The sequence below is a fragment of the Bradyrhizobium retamae genome (assembly GCF_001440415.1).
Lineage (GTDB): Bacteria > Pseudomonadota > Alphaproteobacteria > Rhizobiales > Xanthobacteraceae > Bradyrhizobium > Bradyrhizobium retamae.
This window is the reverse complement of sequence record NZ_LLYA01000112.1, coordinates 251,339-267,118: the sequence shown is the minus strand read 5'-3', so window position 1 is coordinate 267,118 and position 15,780 is coordinate 251,339. Positions and strand designations below refer to the sequence as shown.

Annotated in this window: 7 protein-coding genes and 3 pseudogenes; 6 read left to right on the top strand and 4 right to left on the bottom strand. The window is 62.2% G+C overall.

Annotated features, from left to right (window positions below; all coding sequences use genetic code 11):
• Positions 1 to 509: 509 nt before the first annotated feature.
• Positions 510 to 5,231: a GDSL-type esterase/lipase family protein gene (locus tag CQ13_RS13425; RefSeq protein WP_057843337.1), complete on the top strand. Its 4,722-nt coding sequence runs from the start codon at positions 510 to 512 to the stop codon at positions 5,229 to 5,231.
• Here the strand turns inward: CQ13_RS13425 and CQ13_RS13420 are convergent.
• Positions 5,218 to 8,280 carry an ATP-binding protein gene (locus tag CQ13_RS13420; protein WP_197427326.1) on the bottom strand — a complete coding sequence of 1,021 codons (3,063 nt, stop codon included), beginning with the start codon at positions 8,278 to 8,280 and terminating at the stop codon, positions 5,218 to 5,220. The two genes, CQ13_RS13425 and CQ13_RS13420, sit on opposite strands and share 14 nt — an antisense overlap.
• 725 nt (positions 8,281 to 9,005) lie before the next feature.
• Positions 9,006 to 9,920, bottom strand: coding sequence for a LysR family transcriptional regulator (locus CQ13_RS13415; protein WP_057843335.1), 915 nt, complete (start codon positions 9,918 to 9,920; stop codon positions 9,006 to 9,008).
• Positions 9,921 to 10,040: 120 nt separating this feature from the next.
• Between CQ13_RS13415 and CQ13_RS13410 the strand changes: the two genes are divergently transcribed.
• Positions 10,041 to 10,673: a DsbA family protein gene (locus CQ13_RS13410; RefSeq protein ID WP_057843334.1), complete on the top strand. Its 633-nt coding sequence runs from the start codon at positions 10,041 to 10,043 to the stop codon at positions 10,671 to 10,673.
• Between the two features lie 109 nt (positions 10,674 to 10,782).
• A pseudogene (locus CQ13_RS13405) lies at positions 10,783 to 11,677 on the top strand (MBL fold metallo-hydrolase).
• 266 nt (positions 11,678 to 11,943) lie between these two features.
• Here the strand turns inward: CQ13_RS13405 and CQ13_RS40965 are convergent.
• Positions 11,944 to 12,200: pseudogene (locus tag CQ13_RS40965) on the bottom strand (transposase); the annotation flags it as partial.
• Positions 12,201 to 12,399: 199 nt separating this feature from the next.
• Between CQ13_RS40965 and CQ13_RS13395 the strand changes: the two are divergent.
• The 3 genes from CQ13_RS13395 to CQ13_RS13385 are packed head-to-tail and all read left to right on the top strand — an operon-like array spanning position 12,400 to position 15,493.
• Complete coding sequence (locus CQ13_RS13395) at positions 12,400 to 13,602, top strand: tyrosine-type recombinase/integrase (protein WP_245309158.1); 1,203 nt, start codon at positions 12,400 to 12,402, stop codon at positions 13,600 to 13,602.
• Positions 13,602 to 14,507 (top strand): tyrosine-type recombinase/integrase, encoded by a 906-nt coding sequence (locus tag CQ13_RS13390; RefSeq protein ID WP_057843332.1) that lies wholly within the window; start codon positions 13,602 to 13,604, stop codon positions 14,505 to 14,507. The genes CQ13_RS13395 and CQ13_RS13390 overlap by 1 nt, the downstream gene beginning before the upstream one ends.
• Complete coding sequence (locus tag CQ13_RS13385) at positions 14,504 to 15,493, top strand: tyrosine-type recombinase/integrase (RefSeq protein ID WP_057843331.1); 990 nt, start codon at positions 14,504 to 14,506, stop codon at positions 15,491 to 15,493. The genes CQ13_RS13390 and CQ13_RS13385 overlap by 4 nt, the downstream gene beginning before the upstream one ends.
• A gap of 81 nt (positions 15,494 to 15,574) precedes the next feature.
• Here CQ13_RS13385 and CQ13_RS13380 read toward each other — a convergent pair.
• Positions 15,575 to 15,772: pseudogene (locus tag CQ13_RS13380) on the bottom strand (transposase zinc-binding domain-containing protein); the annotation flags it as partial.
• Positions 15,773 to 15,780 lie beyond the last annotated feature (8 nt).

Sequence of the window (15,780 nt, the reverse complement as noted above, 5' to 3'; positions counted from 1 at the left end):
CAAAAACGGCAACTCTGGCGAGAATCTCCAGAATGTCTCCGGCCAGAACTGCAGAATTCCCGTTTTGGGGAGACTTTGGGCGGAGACAAATTTCGAGCCCACTGCGCGGTAGGGTTGGCAGGCGAGCCCGGCCGTCCTTCGACTCTCGGCCGGCACTGAGTCGATTGAAGTACGGCACGCCGATTGCAAGCACAGCTACTTGCAAAAAGACAGCGCTGACCTCGCACTCAACTTTCTGATGCCTGCTCATCGCGACCAAGCAGACGTGCCGTTGTCTTTGCGCCCGCGTCCGCTCATGACCAGTCGGACGCACCACCACATCCAGCGCATTCCGTCTGGTGGGGCACCGGAGATACAGCTGCGCCTCTCGAAGCCGATTTCGGTCGCGTCCAATGATCGTAACTCCGGCAATTGTGAAACAGTTCACATGACAGGACCGTGAACCAGTTTTATTATGTTTGCTTCCAAATTCTGCATTGAGCCAAGCCTCTTCTCACGAAAGCGCATAGATGCGTCGAGATTTGCAGATCAAGACGGGCAGTCTGGCGGGCACATCCGACTTCAGAGTCCTTGCACCAATCAGAAAAGGGCTGGTCCCTTCTCTGGATGCGGTCACCTACAAAACGCGCGTCAAGCGCGTATTGCGTACCCTACACGCCGGCCGCATAGGCGGATTCGAATATGAGTTCGCCCGCATATTGTCCGACGCCGTCCAGCGCGTTGGGTGCATTCATTCGGTCGGCATCGCCGTTCTTGAGCCCGAGGACAAGGTCCTGCTCACGGTCACGTTCGACGGCGCCTGGGAGTCCTATGTCCGCATCATCTGGCAGAAGGTCTCGCGCCTGCTTGACCTGATTTTTTGTAATACCGAGGATTACGTTCTCGGTTACGAGAACAGTTACGAGAAGTGGGGAATCTGGCTCAAACAGGCGCAGAGTGAAGCGCATTTCCTTTACGCTACGCCGGGTTTGACCGTCGACGATATCCGCTATCTTCAGATGGAAGAACGAGTCTACCGGCGCGAAGCTGGTGACTCCGCCGAGTCGCGCGTCACGCAGATCAGGATTCCCACGACGGAAGAGATCGCCGAGCAATCCATCTTCGCAGTCGGCGGCATGGCCGGCATCGATCCCACCAATGCCGGATTCGGCAAGCCATTGAGGATCGAAGAGGCGGGCCGGCCACCGTTCCGCCAAGGCGTTCGTGCCGTTGTCGGACTCTATCGGCTGGCGGACGTATACCCGCCGGACACCACGGACGGCTTGATCCTGCACCGCGCTGCGCACGAATTGCTCCCGGAATTCAACCGGATGCTGCACGACGGAAGCACTTATCGGCAGGGCATTGAGCGGGCACTCAAGCGCTTCCCCGAAGCTATGCGTTGGCTGGGGAAACCTTGCGATGCACCCCCGGTGAGAAAGTTTTTGCCCGTGCCCTTGCCGGACGAACCGCCGTTGCAGGATCCCGGAAACGTGCAGGGCGGGATTCTTCGAGGCTATCCCGACTTCGATCACGGCTGTATGCTGCTGCTGCAATTCGTATCGCCGCGAGGTCTGGCCGCTTTTCTCGGGGCACTCCAAGTCACGTCACAAGCCGATACGTTGGAGCAGGACACGGTCGCGACCAATATCGCCTTTACGGTCGAAGGCCTGCGTGTTGCCGGCCTGCCCGACGACGAGATACGCGAGCTTCCCGAAGAGTTCGTGCAGGGCATGGAACGCCGGGCCGGTCTGTTGGGTGATTTGCGGATCAACCATCCTCGGCGCTGGCGATTGCCGGCGCACAACTGGCACGAGGGGGTGAAAGCGCGGGACATCGGCGACGATGACCCGGCGCCCCGCATCGATCTGAGCGCGGTTCACGCGGTGGTGCAGGTCCGGCTGCGGGCCTCCGGCCTCGTTCCGACGGTGATGCCGAGGGCCCGGCTCATGGCGTCGATGGAAGTGCTAGTCGCCGCCCATCCCGACGTCAGGCCGCTGTCGCTACAATGGATGCAGCGACAGAGAAACGCAAAGGGAGAGTTTGAAGAACACTTCGGATTTGTCGACAGTAATTCGGACCCGGTGCTAAGCAAGAGCAAGGCGGGTGATCGTTTTTCCAATCAAATCCATCTTGGCGAGCTCCTGTGTGGCTATCCAAATCTTGCCGACAAAAACAGCCCCTTGAGCGAAGCACCGGATCGAGTCAAGGCGCTGCTCCAGGACGGAAGCTTTCTTGTGATACGCAAGCTGCGGCAGGATGTTGCCGCCTTCGAAGGGTCCCTGAGTGAGGCTGTGGATCAGACCTCAGCCGCCGGTCACCCGCTGACGCGCGATGAACTGAAGGCGAAGATGATGGGCCGATGGCCCGGCGGCAATGCAAAGGCCGGAGAGCCCTTGGCGGATGTTGCTGCTCCGGGCTCCAACAATTTCCACTTCGACAACGACCCACATGGCGCTTCGTGTCCGCTCCAGGCACACATTCGGCGCGCCAATCCGCGGAACACAGATCCCGCGAAGGGCAGTCGGCCACCTCGCATCGTCCGCCGCGGGATGTCGTACGGCGCCCCGGTTGATCGACATGCCGGCGATGCACAGAACAGCCTCGGCCAGGAACGAGGTCTGATATTCATGGCCTACAATGCCAGCCTTGGCGAGCAGTTCGAGGTGGTCCAACGCTGGCTGAACGGCGGCAACAGTTCGGCCTCGTATTCCGGCCAGGGAGATCCGCTCTGCGGCCACGCCGAATCCGGACGGCGCCGATACTTCCGCTTCGAACACGGGGGTAACACCGTCCGAATGGCGCTCGACGGCTCGGACCGGCTCCATGAGGAGCCCCGCCCCTTCGTGCGGCTCGAGTGGGGAGCTTATTTGTTCGCGCCCTCCAAGAAGGGCCTTTTGATGCTGCAGCGGCGAGGCGAAGGCACGCAGAGCGGCGCACAGGCCGTATTGTGGAGTGCGGCCAAGGGTGAGATCGAGATCGCCCGTTTGCGCGACATCGAAAAGCACCTCGGCGCGGCGGAAGCCGTGACGGCCTGGAAGTCCGCGCTCGAAGATCCGGATGCTGCTACCGACTTTATCGCCGCATCGATCTGGGCGGCCATCCGCGAGCATCATGGCGGCGTGCTGCAAACTCCGTTTGCGGTTTTGGTGGCGGAGCGAGGCTTGGTCGATGATGTGCTGCTGGATCGCCGCCGCAATCTGTCGGTCAAAGGTTATCTTCCCCGCATGCATGCCTCCTTCGGCGAGATTTATCTGGGGCTGGATGCCGGTCAAGGCGGGGACTACGAGCGCGAATCCGAAGCATGCAATCAGGCGATCACGGATCTCGACAAGGAGTCAGCGTTCGAACGAGCGCGGAATTCGACCAGGATCGCGCTGCAAGCGCTGGTCGACGAGGCCATCGGTTACGCCAGGGCTGACGGAGAATCGAGGTGGGATCTGACGCTGGACGTGCGCGAACTCGTTGACCCGCTGCTTGCTGACTTCTGCGAGGAATGGTTTGGGCTTTCTCCAAATGGCAATTTTTTCAGCCGAAGCGGCTATCGCTGGGATTGGAAGCCGGGACGGCCGCCGAACTACCCTGGTCATTTTCTCGCGCCTTCGCGTTATTTCTTCCAACCGTACCCCGGCCAGGAGGTGAAGAGCGTTGGCGAGGCGCATGGTGTCGCCCTGCGCAGCGCAATGAAGGAGTTCTTGCGCAGTCACCCGCAAATCGAAGCACCCGTGGCACGAGCGATACTGCGTTCCAAACCGGGCCAGGATCTGGATTTTGCTGCACGCACGCTAGTCGGTGCCGTGATCGGGTTTGTTCCAACCGTCAACGGCAATATACTGCGGATATTGAACGAGTGGTTGCGCGAGGGGACCCTATGGTCATTGCGCGCGCGCTTTGCTGATACCAAGGCCGCCAGCAGCTTCCTCGACGCCTGTAATCGTCTCGGTGCCGCCTTTATCCCGGCCATGCAGTTGCGCACGGCGCCCGAGGTGATATGGCGAACCGCCGCAGTTGCGCACACCATAGGCGAGGGGCCGCATCGGGTGGACGTCAAGCCTGGCGAGATTGTAGTCGTTGGCGCGATCTCCGCCACCCAGCAGAGCCTGCAAGAGGGAAATCGCGAGCTTCATCACGCGTTTGGCGGCAACCGCAGGGCTACCCCGCATCCGACGCACGCTTGCCCCGGCGCAGACCCGGCACTTGCCGTTATGCTTGGCTTTTTCAGCGAACTGGTCGAGTCACCACTGGCACTGCGCGCCGGACCGGGCCCACTGACGTTGTCGGTAGATGGACGGTTGCCACCTTCTGCCGAGGCCCGGTCGGGCCGGCTAGCGACTAAGTTGCGCACGCGCGCCGATGTTCTTGATCGAGCCCGGCGGCTCGGTCTTTACAGGGACGCTCAAGCATTCCAGCTCCGCAGGGAGCGGGAGCCAAGTGCGGCGGCGCCGCCGCTCGTGACGATGGGCGATTCCTGGTTATTTGATTACGAAGGCTGGAGTGACCTTGCGTCCTCCCTTCGCGAGAAAGGGTACAGTTTTGTCGGCGGAAACTTGGCCGCCAGTCCTGGCAAGCTGCTGTCAGAGATGGCAGCCGACGACTGCCTCGACGATTTGAGAAGATTTCTCAGAAGTCCAGGGGCTAATCCGCCGAAAGCGTTGCTGCTCGGCGGTGGCGGCAATGACGTGGTGACTCCAGACCTGCTCGCAGATCCGCCGAAGCCGGCACCGCTGTGCGCGTTGTTGGTACAGTCACCGCCACCCGGGCAGGAGGAACTCGTAGAGGCAGAGGTTCGTCGATTCATCGATGGCGAACTGCATGGATACTACAAGAAAATCCTCGACGCCGTGAGATCTGTGAGCCCAATCCCGATCCTGATCCAAGCTTACGATCATCCGATCTCTGATGGGAGAGAGCTGATATATAAAGGCGAGGTCCTCGCAGGCCCCTGGCTTAAGCCCATTTTTGTTGAGAGGGGCTATAACATTCCCATGTTTCCAAATAGCAGCCCCGATTTGGTGCGGGCCAGAGATGTTATGCGGCGTTTGATCGATCGCCTCAACGCTATGGTCGCAGGATTCGCGGACAAGAACCGAAAGATCTATCACGTCAACCTCACTGGGACGCTGGCCGCGCACTTCGGAGACCCGGCGAATTACGCAACACTCTGGGACAACGAACTGCACGCCAACGATGCGGGTTTCGACGTGCTGGCTGCGGTGATTGCGGCGAAGCTGCGGGAACTCAGCATCGATTGATCGAAGCGCCCGTTTCCAGCCAGTGATTTGCCTGCGCCGCATGCCACGGCATGTGGAGCGCTTGCAGCTTCGAAGCTGCTTCAGTCATTGTCTGGCGCGCTTTTTCGGCGTTACCCTGACGAATCAGAAGTTCTGCCAACACGGTCTGGTTCAATGCGGCTTCGCGTGGCGATCCGCGCAATGTTGCCGAAGTTTCCGCCCGCCGTAACCAGCGCCGGCTGCCAGCGAGATTGTTTCGCGCGACCGCAAGCCGTGCCAGGGCGCGACACGTCGCCGCCTCACCCAAGCGCTCGCCCTCGCGCGCGCGGCGCAGTACGTGGATAGCGTATCGTCTCGCACTGACGATGTCGCCATCAGCGGCACAGGCCTGCACCAGCCAGCCATAGTAAAGCGAGGAGTAGAATTTGCCGCGGCGCGCTTCGATCCATTGAACCGCATCGCGTAATTGTTGCAAGCCGGCCGAGCTTCCTGTCTGTGCCCAGCGGGCAAATCCGGCGGCCGCACGACAAACCACCAGGAGCAGCAGGGCATGGGTGTTCTCGGCGATTCGCGCGCTCTCGGCCGCTACGCGTTCGGCTTCCTCCCAGCGTCCTTGCCAAACCAGGGAGACGGCGACCCAGTTGCGCACGGAATTGGCTACCGGGTGCGTCGACTCACCGATCAAGTTCATTGCCTCATCAAGGCAAACACTCGCATCTTCGAACTCACCCCGATCAGCGAGCACACCCGCCTTGCACGAAAGCGCGTAGGCCGAGCCGATGGCGATGCCGCCGCCCGGCCGGCTGCGTTGCTGTTTGGCAAAGACCGCGGTGTTCAGCAGCATAATCGCCTCTTCGTATTGACAGGTCGCGGCGAGTATCTGTCCTAGCGACGCTTCAATCTGGGCCGCCAGGCGCAGGTCGCCATCTTGGCGCGCCAAATCCAGTGCGAGACGCGAGTGGCTCTCCCCCTCGCGGAAGCGCCCGAAGCCGTAGCACATGTAGCCGAGCCAGTAATGAGCACGCGACATCGCATTCGCGTCATCCAGCGATTGCGCCAGCGTCACCGCCTGTTCGAAGGTGGTGAGGTCACCGGTCAATGAAAGCGGATCGAAGATGCTGGCCATGCCCAGCTTGTTGGCCAACAGGCACCATCGCAGCGACTGCGCGCGGGTGCGATTGGATACGCGGTCAAGCGTCTCCATAGCGACGAGATACTGCTCACGCGCGCGGTCCAGAGCGAACGCAGCCATGGCCTTGTCGCCGGCGCGTTCGGCGTGATGGGCCGCGCTTTCCCAATGACCCGCGCCACGAGAGTGGTAGGCGAGGGCTTCGAGCGTGTCTTCGCGATCGGCTTGTTCGTAACGTGCCAGCAGCACGGCTTCGATGCGCTCATGCAATGCCCGGCGTTCGCGCAAGCCGATGGAGTCATACACGGCATCCCGGGTGATGCCGTGCTTGAAGCGCAGTCCGGTGCCGGCCGGGTCGGCATAGAGAAAATCCGCATCCGCCAACGCTTTGATCGTCGTCTCATCAGGCGTGCCGCCGCAGGCCGAAGCCAGCAACCCGATCGGCACAGCGTTGCCTATGACCGCCGCCGCTCGCACTACATCTACCTGTTCGGATGGCAGGCGAGCCAGGCGCGAGGCCACAAGCGTACCGACCCAACCCTGAGCGCCGCGGCCTTCCCAAGAGTCAAGGTTTCCGGCCAAAACGGAATGGCACAGTTCTTCAATGAACAAGGGCACGCCACCGGCATAGCTGTGGATTCGTGCGACCAAGAATGGATCCGCTTGGGGCAACCAGCGTCGTACCGCAAGGTCGGTTTCCGATCCCTGGAACGGATCCAGCGTGAGATGCAGTGCCCCCGAAATCCAGGCCGTGCCGTCTTCGCGGGGCCGACTGGCCAGAAGAACACGCGGGCCACGCGGCACACGCAGCAACGCTTCCAGCAACTGGCGGCTAGCGTCATCGGCCCACTGCCAGTCATCGATTACGAGCAGCAGAGGGCACTTTGCGGCGACAGCCGTGAAAAACGCCATGAGGTCGCCAATCAAGAGGCCGGCGGCGAAGCGGCTGCCACCCGCTTCTGCATTATCCGATATCAGGGCCAGAATTGTCTCCGCACGCGGGCCTAATTCGGCGAGCGAAGACTGCAACGCATTGCGGACGGATCCTGTCGCCTCGGCTTCTGGCTTGTCCCCCCGCCTGCCGAGCAAAGCTCGCAGTATCTGTAAGAAGGGTTGCAAGACTTCGGCCCCGAGATAACCGTCGCAGCTCCCGCGCAACAGCGTCACCGCCCCGCCGTCCCACTGCTTCAGCACCCTTTCCAGCAACCGCGTCTTGCCGAGCCCCGGTCCGCCGACGACAACGGCACAAGGGACGGTGGTCACCTGTTGCTCGTCCAGGAACATCAGCAAACGAGTGATAATCTCGCCGCGCCCAATAAACGGCGTCAGGCCGCGGTCAGCTATGTTGGTCGAGCCACGCCCAACCACGATGCGCACGTTAGGGATCCCGAAAGCCGTGCCGGCTCCACTGTTATCCGGATCAAGCTTGAAGAGGTTTTCGTATCGGCCGAGCGCGCCAAGACTAGTAAGGATCTGGCCGGCGCCAGCGTGCCGCGACAAATGAGCCGCGGTGTTGACCACATCGCCGATCAGATCTAGACGACCGGATTCAATGTCGCCTTGCGCAAGCAACAGCGTGCCTGCATGAATTCCTGAATGCATGCGCAGCGGGAAGTGAGTCGGAGGCAAGACATCGTGGCGCATCTGACCGACCCATTCATGGATGTCGATGGCAGCCTCCACGGCTCGCCGGCCGTCGTCCTCGCCTGAGAGCGGATAGCCAAAGATCACAAGGGCGCCGTCTCCCTGCGTTCTGATCACGCGGCCGCCATGCTTGGCTGCCGCTTGGTGCCAGATTTCCCGCAGGTTACCCAACAGTTCGGCGTAATGTTCGGCCTCCATCTCCCTGCCCAGGGCAGTGGAGCTGACAAGATCCGAGAAAAGTACCGTCAAACGATGACGCGCGCCCTTTGCCGTTTCCAGGGTCGGTTTGTCCATCATTGAGGTGAACGCCGGCTCGCCCGTACAAGGCCAGACACGGCTAATTCCGGACCGGCCACTGGGCATCATACATCTTGAAGATGCATAAGCCTACAGAGACGTGGCAGGGTCTGGTTCGGCGGCGACTCTTCAATGTCAGCATCAATCCGCGGTTTTGTCGGCGACTTTGCGTTCACTGACCAACCGCAACTAAGCTTGCGTCGGTCCGCGTCTGGACTCAGCGGGCTCAATGAGGTGGATCGGCCACGCTCGGTGTTTGGGGCGAGGTAGAATGGTAGCTCCCATCGCGCTATTGCGAGCGTCTCCCAGCTTCCCGACTCTCCCACCGGATGACCGAAAAGTCTCCGGGGCTGGAAACAAGGCAGACAAAGCGAAATTCTCTCGACATTTCAAAGGGCTTTTTTCAATTGGATGTCGGAGTTCGATCCCTCCCGCCCCAGCCAGGCTTTGGCCAGTGAAATTAGTCGCTTCTGGCAGCCGTGGATTTTTGACTCTGACCATTAAACAAAGCTGCGACTGGCTACTCCGAGCAGTTTGGCGACACCCGTAAAATGCTGCGAGTCTGATCCAAGGAGAAGGGTGACCTACGCGAAATCACAAAATCGCAGTAAACGGTGGACCGAAGATGCAAGGAGGTCGTCGAGGGCCAAAGACAGTACTGCCCCGCGTCCAACCTCATGTTCGTTGCGAGGAGATATGGCCGTCGAGGCAAAGATCACGAGCCCCTACCTTCCCAGCCTGGTCAGCGCCGTGCGCTTGTGCTGTTCCATCAGCATCGCCACGAATGCGGTGACCTTGGGCGGGCGGAAACGCGCGGCCGGGTAAACGGCATGGATGCCCCCGGCCGGAAGCGTCCACGTCGGCAGTATGTGCGTTAGTCTGCCAGCCTTGATGTCTTCCATGACCAAGAAATCGGGAAGCACGGCGAGACCCGCGCCGGCGAGGGTCGCGGCGAGGACTGCCGGAGTTGTATTGATGGTCAGCGTTTGATTCATGCGAACCGCCTGCCGCTCAAAATCGTTCTTGGTAAAGTGCCATTGCAGCGGCTTTTTGAGCGCGCCGTTGGTAACGAAGGGCAGGGATGCCAGATCTTTCGGCTGTACCACAGTGCCTCTCTTGACGAGGCCCGGCGCGGCCACCAGCAACTGCCGAAAACTCCCAATTCGTCTGGTCTGCAGGTTCGAATCGTCGAGCCTGCCAACGCGGATCGAGAGGTCGATCTGGTTCGCAACGAGGTCGATCTTGCTGTCGGCCAGTATCAAGTCGACACGGCAGGCCGGATGTTTTCGCGAAAACGCCGCCGCCAGCCGCGCAAGCGTGCATGAGCCATAATCGTTTGGAGCAGCGATCCGCAGAAGTCCCATCGGCTCTGCATTCGTCTGAGCCAGTTCCGCGAATGCATTTTCAGCTTCTCGCAAGATCATGACGCAGCGCGCGTGAAGCAAGCGGCCGGCTTCCGTCGGCTCGACACGCCTGGTAGTGCGAACAAGCAGACCGGTTTTGAGCTCCTGCTCGAGCTTGGCGACTTGCTGGCTGACCACGGTCTTCGTGATACCGAGCCTGTCCGCCGCGCCGGTGAAGGAAGTCGCATCCACGACAGCCGCAAAGTAGGCAAGGCGGTTGAGATTGATCGATTCCATGCCTTGCCTCCGGAAGCGTATTGTAAGTTATTAGCATACAGTATGTACTATTACATGCTATTTATCGATGAATAGAACTCGCTTATCTCGCCGTCAACGAAATCGAAGGCGAGACTGCTCATGCGCGTGACCTATCTAGTCGATCCGCTTTGCGGCTGGTGCAATGACGCGGGACCTGCGCTGGAGAAACTCGCCCGGCGGGACGATGTAACGCTTGAATTTGCGCCGACCGGTCTGTTCGCGGGCGAGGGGGCGCGCTCGATGGATGCGCAATTCGCGGCCTATGCTTGGCAGAACGACGAGCGGATTGCGCGCCTGACGGGCCAGCCTTTTTCCGAAGTCTACCGTTCCCGGGTCCTGGGCAAGACCGGCTGCATGTTCGACTCGGCGCCGGCAACCCTCGGCCTGGTCGCCGTGCGCGTCACCGAGCCCACCAGGGAGTTCGAAGCTCTCAAGGCGATCCAGCGTGCCCGCTATGTGGATGGACGGGACATTGGCAGTCTGCCCGAGGTCGGCGACATCCTTCGGTCGATCGGCCTACCTGCCGCGGCTGAACGCGTGCGAACGCTGGACGATGAACTGACGCAGGCCTATCGCCGGCAAATCGAGGCAGCACGGTCCGAGATGCAGCGGTTCGGCATTTCCGGCGTTCCGGCCTTGCTCGTGGGCGATGGCACCGAACGCCATCTGCTGCGCGGCAACCTCCTGTTCGGTCGCTTGGACCTTTTCGTTTCACAGCTGCAGGCCGCCTGATCCCGCCAATCGGCTCAAGGCTCCGCCGTTTTCACGTAGAGATTGCCGGAATACTTCACTTGCCTCCCGGCAACGTTCGATCGTTTCGCAAAAACCAATGGAGATCCAGATGTACACCCGGAGAGATATCGTGATGAAAACCCTGCGGCCGGCGCAACAGCCGTCTTTGCCTCAGCGGAGTTCGGCCATGCCGCCGAATCCAAATTGAGCTGGAAGCATTTTCCAGCGGGTCCCAACGGATTCTTCCGCGCCCCGGTGCTATTATCCGGCCCGACCGAAGCCCTTCTGATCGACGGCGGCTTCAATTATCCAGATGGCCGCGCGTTGGCCGACGCGATCAAGGCGACCGGCAAGAAGCTTACTGCGATCTACATCAGCCAGTCGGATCCGGATTACTACTTCAGTCTGAAGCCAGTCCGCGACGCCCTTCCGAGTGTGAAGGTGATCGCCGCCGCGGCGACGCTCGAAGCGATCAAAGGCAATGTCGAGAAGAAGCTTGCCGTATGGGGACCGCAGCTCAAGGAGAACGGCCCGCAGACCCTCTCCGATGTCATTCTGCCACAGGCATTTGACGGTCCATCTCTGACGGTCGACGGCGAGACCATCGAAATCATCGCCGCGGAAGGCCTGGCCCACCGTCGCTATCTTTGGGTGCCATCGCTCAAGGCTGTTTTCGGCGGCGTCATGATCTTCTCCGGTGTCCACGTCTGGACCGCCGACACGCCGACAGCTTTCGCGCTGCCTGGATCGCAAACCTCGACAAGATTGCCGCCCGCAAGCCGGCCGTTGTGGTGGCCGGCAATATGAAGCCTGATGCGACAACCGATCCTTCAGGCGTTCAGCACACCAAGGCCTATCTGGTCGCATTCGAAGTGGAATTGGCCAAGGCCAAGGACAGCGCGGCGCTGAAAGCTGCGATGGAAGCGCGGTTTCCCAATCTCGGGATGGGCGTCGCCCTCGATATCGGCTCCAAGGTCGCCAAAGGCGAAATGAAATGGGGCTGATGCGTGCGGCGATCTCAATGATCAGCGCCACCTCATGAAGCCTCGTCGGAGGAGAGCGACCAGCAATCCGCTGGTCGCTCTTCTCACGGCCTGCATTCTTCGGGTGCTGCTTCAGACGGCGGAACGCAGGCTAGCTCGACCCGAGGCCGCCCGCCTGTCGGCACCGACACGCGTTCGCGTCCCACAATGATTGCATCGGTGAAGAGTGGGACGATTACGCGTTCGCGCTCGAGAGGCTTGCCGATGCCGGTTCGACCATCGTCGGCGACGGGGAGGAAGAAGCCAGGCCGGCAAGATATCCAGCCTTTGCCGTCGAGCGAGATGCCGCCGCCCGGCACGATCATGTGGACGTGTGGGTGATGGGTCAGTGCCGAGCCCCAGGTGTGCAGGACGGAAGTCACGCCGACCCGGGCGCCGCCGAGGTGCTTGGGATCGGCACCGGCAACAGATCGGCCTCACGCGCAGCCAGCCAGTCCTTTGCCGCGGCACCCTGGCACTTCGGGCAGTGGGGGTTGCGGCAGGTAATGGGCGTCGCCCATTACCTGCCTTATGGGCAAAGCCGGTAATGGGGAGCTGGCAATCGCGATCACCGTATTTTCCTGTGTATTGCCGCTCTCGAGCTCTCCATTACAAGTCGCCCGTGCGGCCCCGTTGGGTCGGCCACTGATGGCCGGTCACATACGGAGACGGACATGTTGGAGACGTACTTCTCGGCAGCGAAGATGCTGGGGCATCTGCGCAGTGGGCCGAGCGGGCCTTACCTTGACGGGTTTGCAGCGGCGCTGGAGCAGCAGGGCTATGGCCCCGAGACAGCGGTACGCTATTTGCGAGCGGCGGCTCACATCGGCCATGTCATGGCCGAGCAAGGCGCGGGCCTGACGGACGTTGATCTCGCCGCGTTCGGCGAGCACCTGCGCACTTGCCGGTGTCCACGCGCCAAAGGCGGCCGGCGCAACCACCACACCATCTACGGTGCCAGGCTCTTTCGTCGGCACCTCGTCGAGCTCGGCCTTTGCCGGTCCGCGGCCGTGGGGGCAGCACCCGCCGAGCCGCAGCTGGTCGCGGACTTCAAGACGTGGCTGCGCAAGCATCGCGGCGCATCCGATGCCACCGTCAGGCTCTACGCCCGCGACGCCGCGGGCCTGATGATGGAGCTTCGATCTGACCCGGCCGGCTGGAGGCCGAACGATGTCCGCAGTTACTTCCTGGAGCGGGCGAGCAATAGCGGGAGTGGCACGATCGAGAAGATTACGACGAGCCTGCGGGCTTTCCTGCGGTATCTCGCAGTCGCAGGCCGTTGTCAGGCAGGTCTCGAGGGCGCCGTTCCGGCCTACGCTCATTGGCAGCTTGCCGACATGCCCCGGTATCTATCGACCGAGCAGGTCGACCGGCTGATCGCTGCCTGTGACGGCGATGCCGGTGCGCGCCGGCGTGATCGTGCGATCGTACTTTTGTTGGTGCGCCTCGGCCTGCGGGCCGGTGACGTGGCGCAACTGCGTCTCACCGATATCGAGTGGCAAACGGGATCGCTGCGGGTCTGCGGCAAGTCGCGCTACGAGGTCCGGCTGCCGCTACCGCAAGACGTCGGGGATGCGATCGCCGCCTACCTCGAATGCCGGCCGTCTACCCGCCGGAACGATGTCTTGTTCCTGCGCACGATCGCGCCGTGCCGGCCATTCCGACGAGGCGACGGCATCTCGTCGGTGGTGAAGCGTATCATGAAGCGGGCCGACATCGTGCCGCCGGTCAAAGGGGCCCACGCTCTGCGGCACACCGCGGCGACCGAGATGCTGCGCCACGGCGTGCCGCTCGACAAGATCGGCCTCGTCCTTCGGCATCGCGGCATCGACACGACGGCCTATTACGCAAAGGCCGACGTCGCGCTGCTGAAGCAGGTTGCTCAGCCCTGGCCGGAGGCGCTCTGATGCTCGACGCCATCGAGACCTATCTCGCGCTCCGCCGCACCACGGGCTTCGCGATGTCGACCGCGGAGTACCTGCTGAAGAGCTTTGCCGCCTTCGCGGCCGAGCGCGGACAAACGTACGTCGAAACAAAAACAGCGATCGACTGGGCCGCGCTCGGACCATCCGTCGCGCAACGCGATGCACGGCTCAGAGCCGTCTGTCGCTTCGTACGCCATGTCCGGGTGGAGGACGTCGGGCACGAGCTGCCGCCGGCAAATCACTTCGGCGCCCGTAAGAAGCGTCGCACGCCGCACATCTACACGACAGACGAGATCAGTCGGCTGGTCGAAGCTGCGCTGCGGCTTCGGCCAATGCGCGGCTTGCGCCCGCACACGCAAGCGACCTTGATCGCGCTGCTCTCATCCACTGGGCTCAGGATCTCCGAAGCCCTGAAGCTGACGATCGCGGACGTGACCCGCGACGGTCTGCTGATCCGCGAGACCAAGTTCCGCAAGACGCGACTGGTGCCGCTGCACGACACGGCGGCCGCCGGCTTGCAGCGATACCTGGCACGTCGCGGGCCCGGCTCAGACGATGATCCGGTGTTCATCGACAAGCGCAATCGGCCGCTACGCTACATTGCCGTCAAGGAGACCTTCGACAGGCTGGTCGACAAGGCTGGCATCAGATCGACGTCGGCTCGCCGTCCTCGCCTGCACGATCTGCGGCACACGTTTGCGGTGCGCGCGCTGCAAGGCAGCCCTACCGGCCGAGGCCGGTGCGGGGCACACATGGCGGCACTCGCGACCTACATGGGTCACGTCAACATCTACGCGACCTACTGGTACCTCGAGGCCACGCCCGACCTCTTGCGCGATGTCGCCACGGCCGGCGAAGCGTTTATGTCCGAAGGGAGGTCATCATGACGCCGATCGCTCCCCTCATCGAGACGTTCCTGCGCGACACACTCGCTTGCCAGCGGGGCGCCAGCCGGCACACGAGGGACTCCTATGCCTCGAGCTTCCAGCTGCTGTTCGTGTTCGCCGCCGACCGGCTCAAGGTCAAACCATCGGCGCTGACGCTCGAGCAGATCGATGCTGGGCTCGTCAGCGCCTTCCTCGAGCATCTTGAGGACGAGCGCAAAAACGCGGCCGTGACGCGCAACGTTCGCCTGGCGGCGATCAAGTCGTTCTTTCGCTTCCTCGAGTACCGACAGCCGGCAGCGCTCGAGCAGATCCGCCGTGTACTGGCGATCCCGTTCAAGAAAACTGACACGCGCCTGGTGCCCTACCTTCTGCGCGAAGAGCTCCAAGCCGTGCTCGACGCTCCCGATCCGGCGACACGCGATGGCATCCGCGATCGCGCAATGCTGCACGTGGCCGTCTGCGCAGGGCTGCGCGTCTCCGAGCTGACGGGCCTCAAGGTCGATGACATCGACCTGCCTTCGATGAGCATCCGCGTGCTCGGCAAGGGACGCCGGGAGCGGACGCTGCCGTTGTGGAAGCCGGCGGCCGCTGCACTGCGTGCCTGGCTGGCCATCCGCGGGCAGGTCGCGACACCCGAGGTGTTCGTCAACGCCCGCGGTGAGCCGCTGAGCCGATGGGGCTTTGCCTATCTGCTCAGGCAGCACGCCGCGACTGCGGCTCGCAAGCAGTCCGGTCTCGCCAGGAAACGCGTCTCGCCCCATGTGCTCAGGCACACCTGCGCGATGGTCGTCCTGCAAGCGACCGGGGACATCCGGAAGGTGTCGCTATGGCTGGGCCACGCTACGCTGACGACCACCGAGGTCTACACGCGCGGCGATCCGACCGAGAAGCTCGATGCGATGGAGGCGATCGTGCCGCCCCACCTGCGGCGCGGCGTCTTCCAGCCCACCGACAAGCTGATCGAACTTCTCAGGCGTACCTCGTAATGGAGAGCGGGGTTGGCGGTGATTAGTGCAGGAGCGCGATCAAGTTGCCGCCAGCTCCCCATTACCGGCTTTGCCCATAAGGCAGGAGTTGTAGGCGATCGTTGTATAGGCGCAGTCCTCGCAGCGCGCGACATGGCCGCCGAGGGCTGCCGTGCGGCAGCGCTCGATCGCCGACATCACCTTCAATTGCTCGGGGCTGACACGGCCGGCATGGGCCTGACGCCATGCCGGGCCACGGTCGCGGAAGATCTCCGCAACCCCCAGAGCCGGGCGCGACATGCGCGCCG